The organism is Blastopirellula marina (genome assembly GCF_002967765.1).
Classification (GTDB): domain Bacteria; phylum Planctomycetota; class Planctomycetia; order Pirellulales; family Pirellulaceae; genus Bremerella; species Bremerella marina_A.
In genome coordinates this window covers 29,444-46,868 of the sequence record NZ_PUHY01000014.1, presented here as the reverse complement: position 1 = coordinate 46,868, position 17,425 = coordinate 29,444, and the positions used below count along the sequence as shown (strand labels likewise).

The following is a 17,425-nucleotide window of genomic DNA, read 5'->3' as shown; positions in this document are numbered from 1 at the left end:
GCGGTCACCCTATCGTAACGATTCGAGTGGCGGACGTTTCAAGGCACGCTGCCAATAGGCAAGCGTTCGTTCGTTAACGCAACCCGATTGCTCTGCCGCCTGATACACCGCGTCGTAGAATGCGCGAGACTCTATTTCGAGCCCAAAAAGTCGTAGGCTACGGATCACGCGCGTAATTCGCAGGTGATTGTGATTCAAAGGGGTCTGCCAGTTGGCTCGATTGGCTTCAAGCTTTGGATTGGCAACGAACTCTCCATTGTGGAGTCGCTCGAAGCCTAAAAAGTGAGCGAATCGAATTAGGACCTCACGCATTCGCTTCTTCGCAATCGAGCTCTGTTGAAACGAACGCACCGAGGCTTCATCGATGAGTGGAGCACGCGCATTGAACTGCGATGCTTCGTGAAGCGGAAACATCCACTGGATGATGTCGTGGTGGGATTCTAATTCATGATCGGTCATCGCGATCATGTCGGCTAAAGAGCGGCCCTGCGGATCGGTGCCCGCATGACAGAAGAAGTCGATAACGCTAGGTTTCATATCGGTACTCCCCTGTGACGGAAGATTTCAGAGTACCTTAACCAGCATAAAAAATCCTGGTTGTCGGGAAACAACCAGGAACGAGTTGAGCAGTCAGTCGGATATCGCCTTAGTTGACGCGAGCAGCGACCGTGCTGGTATCCGTACTGGCAGTTTCTTCCGACGGGGCTTCCGGTTTGCTGACGGTGACATCGGAGGCAAATACCCAGTGTTCGTTCTTATCGCCACTGTAGAAATGTCCCTTCGCCTCGACCTTGTCGCCAACCGAGGCGAAAGCAAGATCTTTCACTTGAACGTGGGCGACCGTTTCGTCGGAGATCTGGAACGATAGACGACGCAGCGAACCAGATGGAGTCTTTAGCAAGAGGCGGTTACCACGTAGGCTGGCAACGACGGCCACGATCGATTGTCGCTTACCCGCGACAACGGGGTTGGGCTCGAAGCCTGGAGGAATTGTCACGATATCAAGTTGTTCCAGCGTATCTGGACCGTGGCCGCTTTCATCGACCTGACCAACCAAGCGAACTCCCATCCCTGGCTTTAACCAGCGTGCAGGAACATCGCCGGTGACGTCGATGCGAGAAACCCCAGCCGGGTGGACCGCAATCTTCTTGATCTTACCATCTGCCTGACGCACAAAGAGCTGGCCTTTACCGACACGCATCACGATGCCTTCCAACTTGCCTTCGGGCATCTTGTTAATGTCGAGGCGATTGTTAGCGACCGGAATCGTGATCTTTTTGTTCGTACCAAGGCAGGCCCCCATGTTCCAAAGCTTTTCATAGTTCGCTTGCAGACTAGCCGACTTGTAAAACACAGGCCAGTTCAGCGAGCCATCGGCTGCGATCGGTGGTTCTTCGACTTGAGGAGCGTAAGGATCGTACGGCGCCGATTGAGCGAATAGAGAAGAGGAAGCGAGGCTAGTAAAAGCCAGAGCGGCGAAGGCCGCTAGAAGAGAAGTCTTGTACATGTTGTCTCGCGGATCATTGGTGATTTGCTTTGTAGGAGCCGGGGTTCCTTGGTCTCCCAAAGCTCCCATCCTACATTACGCGAATAGTCGATACAAACCTTCGATTGACGATAACGTCCTTAGTTTTCAGTAGTTAACGGCCATCTTTGATGCTTTGCTAACGAATGACCGCCAATCCCCTTCTAAAGAGGATGACTCGCACCCTCCAGCACGGCTGCAAGGTCGCGACCAAATCGTGACTTCCCTACTACTAATGCGAAATCGCCCAAGCGGCACGTTGCTTGCCCGCCTAGTTGGCGGTTCCCTCCCTTTGCCTCTGCCAACACGAAGAGACTTCCCATGCGGCACTTGCTTCTGATTCTCGGTGACCAACTCGATCGAGACTCGGCGATTTTCGATGGCTACGATTCCGAGCAAGATCAGCTCTGGATGGCCGAATCAGATCACGAGATCACGTACGTCCCCAGCCACAAGCAGCGGATCGTCTTGTTTCTCTCGGCGATGCGTCACTTCCGCGACGAGTTGAACGAAGCGGGTAAAGCGGTCGCTTACCATCAATTGACGCAAGATCGTCGAAAAGACCGCGGCAAGTCGTTTACCGATCTGTTAAAGCGAACATTGAAAACCGACAAGCCAGAAGCTATTCGGGTCGTCTTGCCTGGCGACTTCCGTGTCAAACAGGAACTCGAAGCAGTCGCCCAAGATCACGACGTCCCAATCGACTTCCTGCCAGATCTTCACTTCTACGCTACCGTCAACGAGTTCAATAAGTTCGCCAAGGGGCGAAAATCACTACTACTCGAAACGTTCTATCGGCAGATGCGAAAGAAGCATGGCATCTTGATGAACGGCAGTAAACCGATGGGTGGCCAATGGAACTACGACCACGACAATCGCGAACCACTGCCTAAAAGTGGTCCACGCGATTTGGGCCGTCCGACTTCATTCACTCCGGATGACATCACGCGTGAGGTCATGGACTTGGTCGAGGCACGCTACGAAGATCATCCAGGGACACTCGAAGACTTCGACTTGCCAGTTACGCCCGGCCAGGCTCGGCGGATGTTAGCTGACTTTATTCGGAAGCATTTGCCTGATTTTGGCTGGTATGAAGACGCGATGTGGACCGACGAACCGTTTCTTCATCATTCGCGGCTTTCGACAAGCATGAACTTGAAGTTGCTCAATCCGCGTGAGTGTATTCAAGCCGCACTGGAAGCCCATCAAAGTGACTCAGCTCCGCTGGCCAGTGTAGAAGGTTTCATCCGTCAGATTGTCGGGTGGCGGGAATTCATTCGGGGCGTCTACTGGATCAAGATGCCTGACTACGCGGAGATGAACTACCTGGAGCACGAAGCATCGATCCCTTCTTTTTACTGGGATGGAGAAACCGACATGCAGTGCATTCAGCAGTCGATCGGACATGTGTTGACGCATGGTTATGTTCACCACATCCATCGTTTGATGGTCTTGGGAAACTTTGCGTTAACTCTGGGCGTTCATCCGTACTCATTCCATGAGTGGCACATGGCGATGTATCTGGACGCGGTCGATTGGGTTTCTCTGCCTAACACGTTAGGCATGAGTCAGCATGGCGATGGCGGTGTCGTGGGCACGAAGCCGTATGCTTCGACCGGCAATTACATCAACAAGATGAGCAACTTCTGCGGGAACTGTCCGTACGACTATAAGAAGTCGGTCGGCGACGATGCGTGCCCGATCACGACTTTCTATTGGGATTTTCTGGATCGCCATTATGATCGGCTTCAAGAGAATTCGCGGATGAAGTTGCAGCTGAAACACATTGAGAACAAGCGATCATCTGGCGAGATCGAGGAAATCAGACAGCAAGCCGAACAACTGAGAAAGTCTTGGCAATAACTCTCTCAAGAAAAGACGGATTCAAATCTTTGCCAATCCGTTCTTAAAAGTCGAAATCGATCGTGTTGTCGGAACGGCTTACCTCGATGTCTTCGGGCCAATCGATATCCTGTCGGGGTATAGATTTCACTGGTTTAGCCCGCCTGGTAGGATCGCTCGCATCTGGCGGAGCTTGTCTACCTCCGTAGGTGATATTCACGCGATGTTTCCCCACCATGGCTCCATCCAGATCGCGAGTGAATTGTAGCGAGTAGCGCCCATCACTATCGGTGACGCCCACCGAAGGTCGCCCTTCCTCAGGAAAAAACGTTACCGTTGCATCAGAAATTGGAGAGCCATCTTTGGTCACGCGGCCTTCAACGCTGCCCAGAGGGACTCCATTTCCACCAAAACACCCCGGCACGAGCAGCATTAATAACACTGCTGAGATGACGCCAGACACCTTCTGGAGATTTGTCATGACAAATAAGTCCACCGAATTAGGGAATTGGATGTACGATTGAAATTGTCGAGAGGACGGATGTATAGAAATCACGTCCTCCCGGCCTATCTTGTTAGCGATTAGTATTCTCCGACGGGAACCCCATCAGCACGATCCATCAATGCGGTATACGTGGAAAAGCTGATCGTATCGGCAATGAATTGAACTGATCCATCGGTCAGAGCAAACTGAGCTCCACCAGGATGTGCGGAACGAAACGCGGTGTTGTTGTACGTAGCATTTTCATTTCGTGACGTGCCCGGCCAACCAACACTGACGGCGTTAATTGGGAATACCGTGACGACGTAGTTATTCATTTCCGAACTCATGACATCGGATGACCCACCCGACCAAAATCCCCCACGAACGTAACCAGCCCGCGTGTCTTTATCCCGCTGGTAGAAATCAGACTGCTCACCGATCGCAATGGTATTACTGGAACCGTCGATGACACTCGCGAAGCTAACCTTCGATCCAGTCCAAGGCGTCGAACCCACATTGCGGAAAATGCTGGGGATAACTCCATTATCTGCGCTGCGTCCACCCCATCCCCAGAAGGTCGTAGGATGCTGAGTATTATTGGTGCCTCCCTTGAAAGCACAGCCACTGTTGGCGGCGTAATCGGGAATCTGAACTTCAATCTCGGCAGGTGCGCCGAGCGATTGCGTTTGCGAGGACGTCGCCTGCGAGTAGACTTGCGGCAGCGGGCTTGAGGGACAATTAAAGATCTCGACTCTTGCTTGGCTCATCGGTCGCCAGGCACGATTAGGGGCTGTCCAGCCGGCAGAATGATTGTCGAAAGAACTGTCAATAAAAGGAGCATTATCGTAAGCTGCCTTCTGCTCGATAAAAGGCAGAATCCGTACAAACCAAGATGCTTGGCGTGCCCAACCGCCAGCCCCGTGGGATTGCGGAAGTCCTTGAGGAGGAAACTGCTTGTAAGTGTCGTGGTAGTTGTGAATTGCCAAGCCGAATTGCTTGAGATGATTGCTGCAAGACATGCGACGCGCTGCCTCGCGTGCTTGCTGGACAGCCGGTAAGAGCAAGGCGATCAAGACACCGATAATAGCGATGACTACTAATAACTCGACCAGTGTAAAGCCATCAGTGGGTCGAAAATGAGGCCGTTTGTTGGTTATCATGAGACAGGTAAATCCTAAAATTAAGAATGGGCGAATAATCAGATGAACACAGGTTCAGACGCCGCAGGACGATATCCAAGAGCGACACAACTGAGGGATTTATTTTCCGCAGGAAGTAGGAGAGGGATGTTCCTGACTTTCAACTCATTTTCCTGAAGTTCCCATAATTTGTCTTTGACACAATCCATACCATCAATGCCGAATTCATACAAAAATGAGTGGCAGGCACATCTCGCGAAGCTTTTCGCACAGGCTCCCTCACTTGCAATAGTGGAAGAGTTGTTTGCCCGATTGGACGAAGTGAATGTTTGTATCAAAGACCTTCAAGGTCGCTATCTCAGCGTAAATAACGCATTTCTGCGGAGTGTTCCGAAGCTTCATCGCGATAACGTTATCGGCAAGACAGCCTTTGACTTGTATCCGAAAGCCTTAGCGATAGGCTACCAACAGCAGGATCAGCAACTGCTGACAAACGGACAAAATCTTCACGATCAGCTCGAAATGATTACGAACCCCGATGGTACCTTAGGATGGTTCATTACCAGCAAGGTATTGGCGAAAGATGTCGCTGGCGAGGTGATCGCAATCGTCGGAATGTCTCGCGATCTCCACGCCCCTACGCAGAAGGCGAAACGGTACAGCAAGGTCGCTGTGGCACTGAAGAAAATCCAAAACGAGTACGCCAAACCGCTACGTGTCCAGCAATTGGCCGAAGAGTCGGGCCTGTCCGTCAGCCAGTTCGAACGAATCATGCGTTCCATGATTCAGATCACGCCGTCGCAATATCTCATTCGCCAACGCGTCGAAGCCGCGGCTGTCCTTCTGCGAGACAGCGACAAAAACGTGGCCGCCGTCGCCATGGATTGTGGGTTTAGCGATCAACCCTCGTTTTGCAAACAGTTTAAACGCGTCACTGGACTATCCCCGCTAAAATATCGCAAGATGACTCGCGAAGGCTTGTAACGATCGGACGACACCAACGAGTTACTGCTTGGGTTCTTCCTCAGGCTTGTCCTTCTTAAGCAACGGACGGATGGTGTCCAGCGGCAATTCGATCTCAAGGATGTGCCCTTCTCGATCAACCAATAGCTTGGTCGGACTTGCAAACTCGGTGATCATATCTTTGAACTGCGTGAGCCCTTCGACTTGTCGTCCGTTGACCTCGTAAATGCGGTCCAGCGGTTTCAGGCCCGCTAATCCGGCCACGGATCCTGGTGTGACACTAGTCAACATGACCGCCCCCGGCTCTGCCGATTCGCTGGTCCATGCGATCCCGACTGGCGCTGGAGTCAGGTTGAGTTTGACCTCCAAAGCAACGGGTTCCTCCTCACCATCACGTGCCACTTCCAACGCAACGTCGCTCGGTGCAGCTTGAACTTGTGCCAGGAAATCTTGCTCGGTAGTGAACGGAATGCCTGCAAACTTCGTAATCCGATCGCCCGCCTGTAGGCCTCCCTGCTCTGCCGGACCGCCAGGAGTAACCGCCGATACGAGTAATTCACCTTCCTTATCTTGTTGTTCACGATTCCAGCGAATACCCAGCCGCGAGCGATTAACGACTCGGGGCACTTCATAGCGACCACGGGCAGATTCTGATTCTGAGCGACATTGCGTTCGGAACGGAGGTAGCGTCTCTTGGTTTGCTGCTTCCCATACGGTTCGCGCCGTAAGTCGGGCAACCCGTTCAATTCCTTCGTTGTTGATCAGATGGGCATCATCCTGAGGGCGATGGTATTCGTCATGTAATCCAGTGTGGTACATCAGTGTAGGGATCGAACGCGAATAAAATGTATAGTGATCGCTGTTGTCGGTCATTTCCCAGCGGAAGTCGAGTTTCAAGTCACTCGCTGCGTTCGCTCGTGCAATCACTTGCCGTAGCCCAGGCATCGTACGAGTACCAATCACCTCGACTCCTTGCGGGCGCAAACGGCCTACCATGTCTAGATTGAGGTAGAGCTTGATTCGGTTTAGATCGACCGTTGGATGCTCCACCCAATATTTGGATCCCAGCAGCCCAGCTTCTTCGCCATCCCAGAGAGCAAACAGAATGGATCGCTCCGGCTGTTCTTTCAGTTCGGTTAGTGCTTGAACTACTTCTAGCAAAGCCGCCGTACCGCTGGCATTGTCGTCGGCACCGTTATGCACATAGCCAAACGGACCGAAGCTGTTAGCTCGATTGCCGTAGCCGACGTGGTCGTAATGAGCCCCCACCACAATTAGGCTTCCACTGCCATCGCTATCTTTCCCCGGCAACAGGCCCAAGATGTTACGCGATCCGCCGTGGAACAATTGAAAGTAGGTGCCACCATCGCCTGCAGGTTTCAAACCATACTTGGAGAACAGCTGTTGCAGATAATTACCGGCGGCACGGCCGCCCCGACTGCCGGCGGCTCGACCTTCAAAGCTATCGTCGGCCAAGACATCGACATGCTTTTTGGTGTCTTCCTTCTTAATGGTCTCGATCGCCGCGGAAAGCGACAATTCGCCAGCCACTGCCATATTTCCAGCTGCGAACCCAACGAGCCCCACAATTGTCCCAATTCGCATCCACATGTCGTTCAACTCGCGTAAGTTCGGCGGCAAATGCAGCCTTCCCCCCTTCGGGAGAGGCCAATTCCAGGCGGTTTCGATACCAGTTAATCCGATTTTGCCAGTCGCCCGCTTTCAGAAGCGATGCGACAAGACTGATTTTAGCCTAACCATAGGCCATAGTTGGAAAAAGCGAAGGAGGTCCCGTTGAGGACAACAGCAAAAGCGTGTAGACTTTCGCTTTCCTCAGGAGAGATGGCAGAGTGGTCGAATGCGCCGGTTTGCTAAACCGGTGAACGGGTCACACCGTTCCACGGGTTCGAATCCCGTTCTCTCCGCTTCCCCTTTTTCGGGGCAATGCAAGTCGTTATCTGACAATGACTTACTGAAGTGTGTCAATGAATGCCACATCAACTGTGGCATTCATTGTGTCATTCAGGGCTCTATCTAAAGAAGCGATCACACAAGTAAAGGCTGACTCGCTTCCCTTAGCTCATACGGCACTTCCCTCTCTCTCACCACCGCGACGCGGTCATGGACAAGCTCAAATTAACTGGCCGCAGACACGGTGTCATCGGCCGTAAACGAGAGTGAACTCATTCGCTGCTGCGCTTGGTCATCTCGAAGGTGTCGGTAGTGCTCGACCATCTTGCTGTCGGCATGACCAAGCCAGTCCTGGACTTCGCCGACGCTTGCTCCACCACTCAATGCGTGGGAACAAAAGGCGTGTCGGAACGAGTGCAGACGCCCGTCCTGGAATCCGATTTCGTTTTCAGGCGTGGGAAACGTGCTTGAGAGCGGCGTGATGACTTCTCGAATGAAAACTTCGAGGACCACACGCGGCCGCAGCTGTCCCCCCTTTTGTGCCTTAAACACGTATCCACCCGCTTGCTCCCGGAGTGGCCGAAGAACCTCTTTAAGCTCAGGGTGCATGGGAATGACTCGGGAACGCTTTCCCTTGGTCGTCCGCACAGGCCCCGTGTTCTTCTTTCGACTTCGTGATCGCTCGTCAACGACATGAATATGATTCGTGTCAAAGTCGATGTCCGACCAGCGTAGGGACGCCAACTCTCCAATTCGCATTCCAGTATAGGTGAGCCCAAGGATGACCAACCGCAACCACTCCAATTCCTGGGCAGCCTCACAATGGCGCACCATGGCGGAGATCTCTTGCTGACGATAACAGTACGTGCTGGTGCCTTTTGGTTTCGGCAATTTAACACGTAGTCGCAACTGCTCTGGCAACATTTCTTCGTGAACCAGCCAAAGGTTAACGCCCTTAACCAGATTCAGCTCGAAGAACACGGTCCGAGGCCCGGCAACCTTCTCCCGTTCCTTCCCAAAAGCCACGAACTCTTGCTTGCCGAACTGCTGCCACTCGGTGATCCCCTTCTTCTTCGCGAAGGCTACGTGGTGAGCCCGCACGGCTCGGTATCGCTTCAAGGTTGTCGGCGAGACGCCCCCCTGCACTTGTCCGCGATCACGATCATCGAGAAAGGCCTGCCATCCGTCTTCTATGGTCACTTCCCCTGAACGATTGCGTCCCTCGAACTTCGGGGCGAGTCCATGCTCTTCGGCCTCGTGCCGATCCAGTTCCGTCAGGGCCTCCAGCGCCTCGTCCCAGTCCTTGGTCCCCAACGATCGCCGAATTCGGCCAACTCCTGCGACATACGTCGTTGCTTGGAGACAGCCGTCGTTCCGTTCATTGATACTCCACTCGAAGAAGTCCTTCTTGATCTTCGGATTTTTCGTCGGTTTCGGCATTCGCACCTACCTTTCTCAATATGCTATTTCTTTCGCTTAAACCCGGCCTTAGGCCCAGGCCGCTTTGGGGCTGCCACCGGTTCTTGGCCCGGCGTCGTGGAATTCGGCGGGTGCTCGAGTGCGTCGTTCTTAAAGAGCACACGCGAACCGCGTCCCCCTGGCTGAAGAAAGCCAATCTTGCCTTCGCCTTTAAGCCGCCAGACCGTCGCCACCGAAATGCCAGCCACTTTGGCAAGCTCGCTGGCGGACAGATATTTGCTCGATTTCATTCGAATCTCACTTTGTGAAACTGGCTGGAAACTCATCTGTTGTCTTCCGTTGTCACCATCATCTACAAAGGAGAACTGGAAAATAGATCAGTGAGCTTGGAAGCTGACTGACCCTGTTTGCGGTCGTTGAATCTCGGTGATTGCGGCGACGTCCACCACTGTGACCCCAGAGTCTTTGATGACATCCAAGAAAAAGAACACCCAGCCGAAAGCTCAGTCCAGCCCTCCGGCAGGAACGGAAAAAATCTGGCGGCACAACCTGTCTGAAAACACGCTGTCCGACAAAGCCGACCAGATCCAAGCCACCCCAGAAGTCCCCACTTTCGGGTCTGTACCATCGACCGATGAGAACATGCCCGACTTCGAGCACGAATTTGTCAGAAACCGCTACTTCTACACCTTGCCAAATTGGATGTGCCGAGCCCTAGAAGGCGAAGAGTTTTCGGACAAAGTCGCCCCCGAAATGGCCGACGTAGAACAGAAACTCTCACAATGGGCGGCCGAGACCAACCACGTCGCCGTCTACAACGGTCACCCGTACAAAGATCCCTACGTCCAGATCGATTCGCCTGTGAGCTTCCGCAGTCAGGAAAATGACCCCGACGAACAACCCGATCAGGCGACTCCAAACGCAGCAGCACTCGACAACGCAGCCCGTATTCGAAACGAAAGCGTCAAACGTCCCTTCGTTCAGGCACTCCGCGGCTATCAAGGGTGGCTCATGTCCAATCCACAATTCCTAGAAGAATTGGACAGCTTGCTGGTCGATCATGGCGTTGAAATTGAAGCGAACCACTTCGACGCCCAGGCGTGGCAAGCCCAGCTTGAAATCGATTGGATGAATCAAAACACGGGCGGCACCCCGCTTCCGCAATCCTTGACGACCTTCCAGGCATTTCTGAGCCGGTGGCGACTCGCCAGACTCGCTGGCCCGTCCTACCCAATTCCTTTGGGCCCGTTGGCGAGCGGCCTTATTCCCCAATCCATGTTCCACCAAATTCAATCTTCTGGGGGAATGTTTTTCCTGCCTGACACCATCCCGATTCCCTCTCGAGACGAACTCCGTAGCCTCATCACTGGGGCTCTATCGGCCGAAGAAGATACCCAGCATCTTGCTGATTGGCGCCAACTCATCGACTCCAGCAAGCGGAATAAAACCGCCATCGACCAGTACACGCGGCGATTCCAGGTTCAACACTGCTGGCGGCTTTTGCACGAGCGTCATCCGGACATCTTCTCCCGCAATCGAGGCAAGCTCCAAGAGTTGCTTGCCAGTGCCCTGGATACCGGCGTGAACTCGATCAAAAAAGACTTCCGAGCGATTAAGAGAAGCCTCGGAGATCACTGGGAAGAACGTGGATTCCAGCTAACCTCGAACGTCTCAGCTCGCACACCTTCGGCAATTTCCCCTGGTGCCGATAATTAATTCACTCCATCAATTATTTATGACACAAAACGGGCCGAAATTTAGCGCGCGGTATCCCAACAGCTAATCTCCCGCTCCGCGGACTCTATTTCACCTCTGTTTTTCGTGTTATGACACGATTCGCCCCGGAATTTAGCTGGCGGCCCTGCCCCACAAACTTGCCCTAACCGGAACTCCCGCTGATAGCTGCGACTTTCCCCCTCCCCCAGCTAGAATGGCGGGTTTGCCATTTCCCTACCTGCTTAGGAAGCCCCTCACCGGATGATCACAGGGACCGTTAAATCGCAAGTCGACAAGATCTGGAATGCCTTTTGGTCAGGCGGGATCTCGCATGGGCTGACCGTGATCGAGCAGGTTACCTATCTGCTGTTTGCTCGGCGGTTGGATGAGATTCATACGGCCAAGAGAACTCCGACCCACTTTCAGAATTAGTTGATAGCGGACTCAACTTTGAATCAGGAGTAATTTGGAAAAATCGAAGTCAAAGAAAGCCGCTGGACCTCGCTCGCACTCTCGATACTAGAGCTAGTTTCTCAACATTCTTGATGATGAGACTTGAGGTGCCACCACTTCTACTTGTTTCATTTATCCATCGAAGCGTCCAGACCATCAAATCTTTTAAATGCCTTAACTTACGATGACCAAAGGTGTCAATCTCTGACTCAACACTAACTCCGTACTACAGAGCTTTCCTCTTACCTTAAAAACCAAAATCCGATCATGAGATTTCGATAGAACTCAAGTATTTCATCTGTTTAACCGCTGAATTTGAAGACAATAATGCACTTTGCTCACACCCAGGGACATGGGCCGGACGAATGGGAACCCCTTTTGGACCACCTTAAATTGGTCGCTGAGGGAAACGACATTTTTCCAGGAACCGCGGCGTTTGCAGAGCGTCTTGGTGCACGCGATTGGGGATGTCTGCTCGGATGGTGGCATGATCTCGGTAAGTTTGCTCCTCAATTCCAAGCATATTTGCGTCAACAGAATGGCTTCGAGGCGCATCTCGAAAACCTGCCGGGACGAGTGGATCATTCCACGGCGGGAGCACTCTACGCAGCACGACGATTTAAGAATGACAACCCAGCCGTGGGCCGAATCTTGGCTTATTGCATTGCTGGGCATCATGCTGGCTTGCCCGATTGGAATACAGAAAGCGACGCCAGTCTTTATCGGCGACTGAATGCCAAGAAACCGGAAACGGCAGCTGCATTGGCACAGGCGAGCCAGCAAGTTCTAAGCCTCCCCGAGCCTGCGATGCCTGCCATTCGGCCAGCCAACAGCAAAAAAGAGTGCGGCTTTCAGATGGCCTTTTTCACTCGCATGCTTTTTTCCTGCTTAGTCGATGCGGACTTCGTTGCGACAGAGATTTTCATGGATCAGCGACGTTCCGATGAGCGTCAGCGACAAAGACCCGGTCTTGCGCGGCTAAATCAGAAGCTTGAGGAGTTTATCGCCGTTCGACGCAAACAATGTGAATTGACGCAGGTCAATATGATCCGGGGCGAAATACTCGCTCAATGTCAGAACGCTGCGAGTCTTCCCCCAGGGTTTTTCTCCCTAACGGTGCCTACCGGCGGTGGCAAAACACTTTCGTCCCTTTCGTTCGCTTTACGTCATGCGGTAGAGCACAACCACGAGCGCGTGATTTATTCCATTCCGTTCACCAGCATCGTCGAGCAAAATGCCGACGTATTTCGCGACGTCTTTCAAGAGTTGGCAGAGACGGGGCTGGTCGAGCATCACAGTAATCTTGATCCAGAGCAAGACACGACCTGGAATCGACTCAGCAGCGAAAACTGGGACGCACCTCTAATCATTACGACAAATGTGCAACTCTTGGAAAGCCTCTTTGCCTCTCGCACCTCTCGCTGTCGCAAACTGCATCGAATCGCTCGTAGCGTTATTATTTTGGACGAAGCACAGACTTTGCCAGTCGAACTTCTGGAACCATGCCTACAGGCTCTCCGAGAACTAGTCCGCAACTATCACTGCACTATCGTTCTTTGCACGGCAACGCAGCCTGCGATTCAAGCGAATGAGTCCTTTAAAATCGGAATACCGCGGGAGCAAGTGCGTGAAATCATTCCTGATCCGTCTCAGCTTTATAACGCTCTTAGAAGGGTAAACGTTCGGTATGTCGGTTCCTTACCGGATAACGACCTTGTGGCACAGTTCGCCTCACGCCAACAGGCACTTTGTATTGTCAACACAACGCGTCATGCAGCGGAAATCTTTCAACAACTGAGGGAACACGGCGTCGACTTTCACCTCAGTGCGCGAATGTGCCCGGCCCATCGCAGCCGTATTATCGACAAGATCCGTCAGCGTTTGAAAGATAAGAAATCGTGCCGGCTCGTCAGTACACAGTTGATCGAGGCAGGCGTCGACATCGATTTCCCAGTTGTTTACCGAGCCATCGCCGGCTTCGACTCAATTGCCCAAGCTGCCGGACGTTGTAATCGCGAAGGACGGCTGAATTCGGGTGAAGTTATCGTATTCAACGCGGAACAACCTCCGCCACTGGGGCACTTTCGGCAAACTGCCGAGACGGCTAAGGAATTGATTCCAATGTACGATGATATCCTCAGCCTCGAAGCTTTGGAGCAGTATTTCCGGATGCATTATTGGGAGAAGAAATCGCAGTGGGATAAGCGTATGGTGTTGGACTGTTTTGACATGGACCTTAAAAAGGCACCGATGGCGGATTTCCGTCAGGCTGCGGAACGGTTTCAGATGATCCCGCAGGCGACGAAGCCGGTGATCGTTCCGTGGCGGAGAAAAGGGGAATGGCTTGTAAGGCAACTACGAAAGTCTCTGCTGCCAAGCCTTGAAGTCCGTCGAGCCTTGCAGCGTTACGCAGTCCAGATCCACCAGTTTCACTGGGATCGCTTCAAGGCGAACCAATGGATCGAGTTGGTCCACGACCAGTACCCTATTCTCATCGACTCTACCCGCTACCACAAACACCTCGGAATTTCCCTGGATGACAATCTTTTACTGGACCCCGACCTAACAGTGGTATAGATATAGCTCTCCGGAGGTTGAACATGTCCAAATCCGTCAAATTACATGTCTGGGGCGACGCCGCCTGCTTTACACGTCCCGAGATGAAAGTCGAACGCGTCAGTTATGACGTGATGACTCCGTCAGCTGCCCGCGGGGTACTGGAGGCCATCTATTGGAAGCCGCAAATGCGGTGGGTAATTGAGCGTATTCATCTGCTTAAGCCGGTGCAATTCACGAGTGTACGCCGCAACGAAGTAGGCACGAAGGCATCGGCCTCGAATGCCAAATCAGCCATGAAGAAAGGCACTGGAGCTTTGGGGCTGTACATTGAAGAGCAGCGACAGCAGCGTGCTGGAACTATCCTGCGCGATGTGGCCTATGTGATCGAAGCTCGAATCGAAGTAATCGATACCTCCGAACCGGTCGAAAAGCACTATCACATGTTCAAGCGTCGGGCCGAGAAGGGACAGTGCTTTCATCGGCCCTACCTGGGATGCCGCGAATTCATTGCTGACTTTGCATGGATCGAAGGCGATCTTCCACCAACGGAGTTGCCCGAGCCCCAGTCCAATCGCGATTTGGGCTTTGTACTGCTAGATATTGATTACACTCCAGCAGAAGGCAAATCATTCGACGTGATCGAAGCGAATACAGGAAAAAAGCTGCTGGCCAGGCCACAGTTCTTTCGTGCAGAGTTGAAAGATGGCGTTATGGAAGTACCTCCTGTTTCCGCCCGAGAGGTGGTTTCGTGATCCTGCAAAAACTCAATGACTATTACGAGCGACTGGCAACTGATCCTGATCATGAAATCGCTCCCTTCGGCTACAGTGTCCAAAAGATGAGCTTCTGCGCCGTTGTTCCCTTGCAGGGCAACTCGGTTCAGTTTCGCTCGCTGGTATCAGTAGTCTCCAATGGTCGGGCTATTTCGCAGACGCTAGTCGTTCCGGGACAAAGCAAGCCACCTGGCGTTGGTGTGAACCCCTGTTTCCTATGGGACAACGCGGCCTACATGCTGGGCTATCGAGCAGACGATCCTAAACCAGAGCGAACGCGACAACAGTTCGAGGCATTTCGAGATCGCCATCTTTCCTTGGAGTCCGCCATTGGTGATCCCCATTTTTCAGCCGTATGCCGGTTTTTGGAGTGGTGGCAGCCGGAACACGTCGCCGAGCATCCCGAATTGGCCGAGATTACGCAAAGCTTCGGCTGCTTTCGTATCCAGGGCGAGATCGGCTACGTTCACCAGCGTCCCGCTGTCCGAGAGTGGTGGGGCCAGCAAGACAGCGCCGAGGATTCACGTCGTGGGATATGCTTGGTAAGCGGTAAGCAGCGAACGATTGCCCGCCTGCACTCGCCCAAGATCAAAGGAGTAAAGGGTGCCCAACCCGCTGGCGGCGCGATTGTGTCCTTTAATCTGGATGCCTTCGATTCTTACGGAATGCAGCAAAGTTTCAACTCGCCAGTTTCGGAACAGGCCACGTTTCAGTATGCGACGGCCCTAAATCTATTGCTGAGCGATCCCTCTCGAACCGTGATGCTCGGCGATGCGACGACGATCTTTTGGACCGAGTCGCCAACTCAGGCGGAAACGTATTTTCCAAGTATATTTTCAGGCCCGCCACTAGCAAGCAATGAGGCAGAAGACGCGGAACTGAAGACACAGTTGGCGGCCTTCTTCAAGCGGCTTGCTCAGGGCAAGCAAGACGATTTGGCTCACTCGATTGAAGATGCGACTACCCCCTTCTATGTGCTTGGCCTTTCCCCCAATGCCGCTCGCGTGTCCATTCGCTACTGGCTAGTGAGCACGGTTGGGCAGGTGTCCGAACATCTCACTCGCTATGTGAACGAGGTGGAATTAGTCAATTCGCCAGATCCGACACCTCCGACTGTGCGACAACTGTTACGGGAAACGGCCCGGGATACCAAAGACATCCCTCCCGTTCTGGCCGGCTCATTTATGCACGCCATCCTCACCGGCGGCCCCTACCCACTCGCGTTTTACCAGGCCATCCTGCGACGCATTCGTGCCGAGCAACTTATCGACAAAGACTTCCGCAAGGACTGGATTCGCGGACTACATCGTCGTATCGCAGCCATCAAGGCCGTTCTCGTCCGTAACTTCAAGAAGGAGATTTCCGTGGGTCTCGACACTACCCGGCCGGAACCGGCCTACCACCTGGGGCGTTGGTTCGCCCTGCTAGAGAAAATTCAAAGAGATGCTCAGGGTGAAAACCTAAATACGACGATTAAAGACCGCTTTTTCACGGCCGCGTCGTCAACCCCAGCTTCGGTGTTTCCTCGCTTGATCAGTTTGAGCCAGCATCACCTTAATAGCATTGAGTCGAAAGGATTAAGAATCAGCCGGGAAAAGCTGGTTCAGGAAATCGCTAGTCGACTCCAGGGATTCCCAAATCACATGAACCTTGAGGATCAAGGGCTGTTTCACTTGGGGTACTATCACCAGGTGCAAGACCTCTACACGAAGAAGTCAGCTTCGAAATCCATCCCTTCTGCCGCTGAAAGTGAGTAACCCATGAACCGCTACGACTTCGTCTATTTCTTCGATGTTACCGACGGCAATCCCAACGGCGATCCAGATGCCGGAAACCTGCCGCGAGTCGATCCGGAAACTGGTCATGGGCTTGTTACCGATGTTTGCTTAAAGCGGAAGATTCGCAACTATGTCGGGCTGGTGTGGGGTGAGGAGCCTCCCTACGAAATCTATGTCAAGGAGAAGGCAGTTCTCAACCAGCAGCACGATCGGGCATATCAGGCAACCAAGATTTCAACGAATAAGGGCAAGCTTCCGAAAGATGCTGCCCAGGCCAGGAAAATTACCGACTGGATGTGCCAAAACTTCTTCGATATTCGTGCCTTCGGTGCCGTGATGACTACGGAGGTTAATTGTGGACAGGTCCGCGGACCAATCCAAATTGGCTTCGCTCGTAGTGTGTCTCCCGTCGTTGCACTGGAGCACTCCGTCACACGCTGCGCGGTCACCACGGAACGTGAGGCCGAAAAGCAAGAAGGCGACAATCGCACGATGGGGCGGAAATATTCGATCCCCTATGGGTTGTATCGTGCGCATGGCTTCATCAATCCATTTCTGGCCGAAAAGACTGGATTCTCCGATGAGGATTTAGATCTCTTCAAGTCCGCCCTGAACAACATGTTCGAATATGATCGCTCAGCCAGCCGCGGGCTGATGACCCCCAAGGCCTGCATTGCCTTCAAACACAAAAGCCAACTTGGCAATGCTCGTGCCGACCAATTGTTCGCCCGTGTGCATTGTGCCCGTCAAGAAATGGAAACCGAGCCCGCACGAAGCTTTGATGATTTTGGCCTGAGCGTCGTAACGGAGGATCTACCTACGGGAGTTTCAGTCGAACGCTGGGTTTAGCCGGGATGTATTAG

At 53.0% G+C, this 17,425-nt stretch carries 15 protein-coding genes and 1 tRNA gene; 9 read left to right on the top strand and 7 right to left on the bottom strand.

Annotated elements, in window-relative coordinates:
- Nucleotides 1-9 precede the first annotated feature (9 nt).
- Both C5Y83_RS22920 and C5Y83_RS22915 read right to left on the bottom strand, forming a co-directional pair.
- Entirely contained in the window at nucleotides 10-537 is a 528-nt protein-coding gene (locus C5Y83_RS22920; protein WP_105332137.1) for an opioid growth factor receptor-related protein, read from the bottom strand.
- Between the two features lie 109 nt (nucleotides 538-646).
- The gene (locus C5Y83_RS22915) at nucleotides 647-1,507 is read right to left on the bottom strand and encodes a hypothetical protein (RefSeq protein WP_146117890.1); all 861 of its coding nucleotides are present in this window, start codon (nucleotides 1,505-1,507) and stop codon (nucleotides 647-649) included.
- Between the two features lie 339 nt (nucleotides 1,508-1,846).
- On the opposite strand from C5Y83_RS22915, the gene C5Y83_RS22910 reads away from it, so the two are divergent.
- Complete coding sequence (locus C5Y83_RS22910; protein WP_105332135.1) at nucleotides 1,847-3,388, top strand: cryptochrome/photolyase family protein; 1,542 nt, start codon at nucleotides 1,847-1,849, stop codon at nucleotides 3,386-3,388.
- A 43-nt stretch (nucleotides 3,389-3,431) separates the two neighbouring features.
- On the opposite strand, the gene C5Y83_RS22905 is transcribed toward C5Y83_RS22910, so the two are convergent.
- Nucleotides 3,432-3,848: a carboxypeptidase-like regulatory domain-containing protein gene (locus C5Y83_RS22905; RefSeq protein ID WP_146117889.1), complete on the bottom strand. Its 417-nt coding sequence runs from the start codon at nucleotides 3,846-3,848 to the stop codon at nucleotides 3,432-3,434.
- A gap of 101 nt (nucleotides 3,849-3,949) precedes the next feature.
- Nucleotides 3,950-5,011, bottom strand: coding sequence for a DUF1559 domain-containing protein (locus tag C5Y83_RS22900; RefSeq protein ID WP_105332133.1), 1,062 nt, complete (start codon nucleotides 5,009-5,011; stop codon nucleotides 3,950-3,952).
- 279 nt (nucleotides 5,012-5,290) lie between these two features.
- Here C5Y83_RS22900 and C5Y83_RS22895 point away from each other — a divergent pair, with 279 nt between their 5' ends.
- Nucleotides 5,291-5,974, top strand: coding sequence for an AraC family transcriptional regulator (locus C5Y83_RS22895; RefSeq protein WP_158262478.1), 684 nt, complete (start codon nucleotides 5,291-5,293; stop codon nucleotides 5,972-5,974).
- 21 nt (nucleotides 5,975-5,995) lie between these two features.
- On the opposite strand, the gene C5Y83_RS22890 is transcribed toward C5Y83_RS22895, so the two are convergent.
- Complete coding sequence (locus tag C5Y83_RS22890; RefSeq protein ID WP_105332131.1) at nucleotides 5,996-7,594, bottom strand: M20/M25/M40 family metallo-hydrolase; 1,599 nt, start codon at nucleotides 7,592-7,594, stop codon at nucleotides 5,996-5,998.
- Nucleotides 7,595-7,789: 195 nt separating this feature from the next.
- Between C5Y83_RS22890 and C5Y83_RS22885 the strand changes: the two genes are divergently transcribed.
- A tRNA-Ser gene (locus C5Y83_RS22885) sits at nucleotides 7,790-7,878 on the top strand.
- A gap of 211 nt (nucleotides 7,879-8,089) precedes the next feature.
- Here the strand turns inward: C5Y83_RS22885 and C5Y83_RS22880 are convergent.
- Nucleotides 8,090-9,304 carry a tyrosine-type recombinase/integrase gene (locus C5Y83_RS22880; protein WP_105332130.1) on the bottom strand — a complete coding sequence of 405 codons (1,215 nt, stop codon included), beginning with the start codon at nucleotides 9,302-9,304 and terminating at the stop codon, nucleotides 8,090-8,092.
- Nucleotides 9,305-9,327: 23 nt separating this feature from the next.
- On the bottom strand, nucleotides 9,328-9,573 hold the full coding sequence (locus C5Y83_RS22875) for a helix-turn-helix domain-containing protein (RefSeq protein ID WP_158262477.1): 246 nt from the start codon (nucleotides 9,571-9,573) through the stop codon (nucleotides 9,328-9,330).
- 178 nt (nucleotides 9,574-9,751) lie between these two features.
- Between C5Y83_RS22875 and C5Y83_RS22870 the strand changes: the two genes are divergently transcribed.
- From C5Y83_RS22870 to cas7c, 6 genes are all read left to right on the top strand, one after another.
- Nucleotides 9,752-10,999 (top strand): hypothetical protein, encoded by a 1,248-nt coding sequence (locus C5Y83_RS22870; protein WP_105332128.1) that lies wholly within the window; start codon nucleotides 9,752-9,754, stop codon nucleotides 10,997-10,999.
- A 261-nt stretch (nucleotides 11,000-11,260) separates the two neighbouring features.
- Complete coding sequence (locus C5Y83_RS22865; RefSeq protein WP_105332127.1) at nucleotides 11,261-11,431, top strand: type I restriction-modification system subunit M N-terminal domain-containing protein; 171 nt, start codon at nucleotides 11,261-11,263, stop codon at nucleotides 11,429-11,431.
- Between the two features lie 399 nt (nucleotides 11,432-11,830).
- Entirely contained in the window at nucleotides 11,831-14,029 is a 2,199-nt protein-coding gene (cas3, locus tag C5Y83_RS22860) for a CRISPR-associated helicase Cas3' (protein WP_158262476.1), read from the top strand.
- A gap of 23 nt (nucleotides 14,030-14,052) precedes the next feature.
- Nucleotides 14,053-14,763 carry a type I-C CRISPR-associated protein Cas5c gene (gene cas5c / locus C5Y83_RS22855; RefSeq protein WP_105332125.1) on the top strand — a complete coding sequence of 237 codons (711 nt, stop codon included), beginning with the start codon at nucleotides 14,053-14,055 and terminating at the stop codon, nucleotides 14,761-14,763.
- On the top strand, nucleotides 14,760-16,541 hold the full coding sequence (cas8c, locus tag C5Y83_RS22850) for a type I-C CRISPR-associated protein Cas8c/Csd1 (protein WP_105332124.1): 1,782 nt from the start codon (nucleotides 14,760-14,762) through the stop codon (nucleotides 16,539-16,541). Before cas5c ends, cas8c begins: the two co-directional genes overlap by 4 nt.
- Nucleotides 16,542-16,544: 3 nt before the next feature.
- Entirely contained in the window at nucleotides 16,545-17,411 is an 867-nt protein-coding gene (cas7c, locus tag C5Y83_RS22845; RefSeq protein WP_105332123.1) for a type I-C CRISPR-associated protein Cas7/Csd2, read from the top strand.
- Nucleotides 17,412-17,425: the final 14 nt, after the last annotated feature.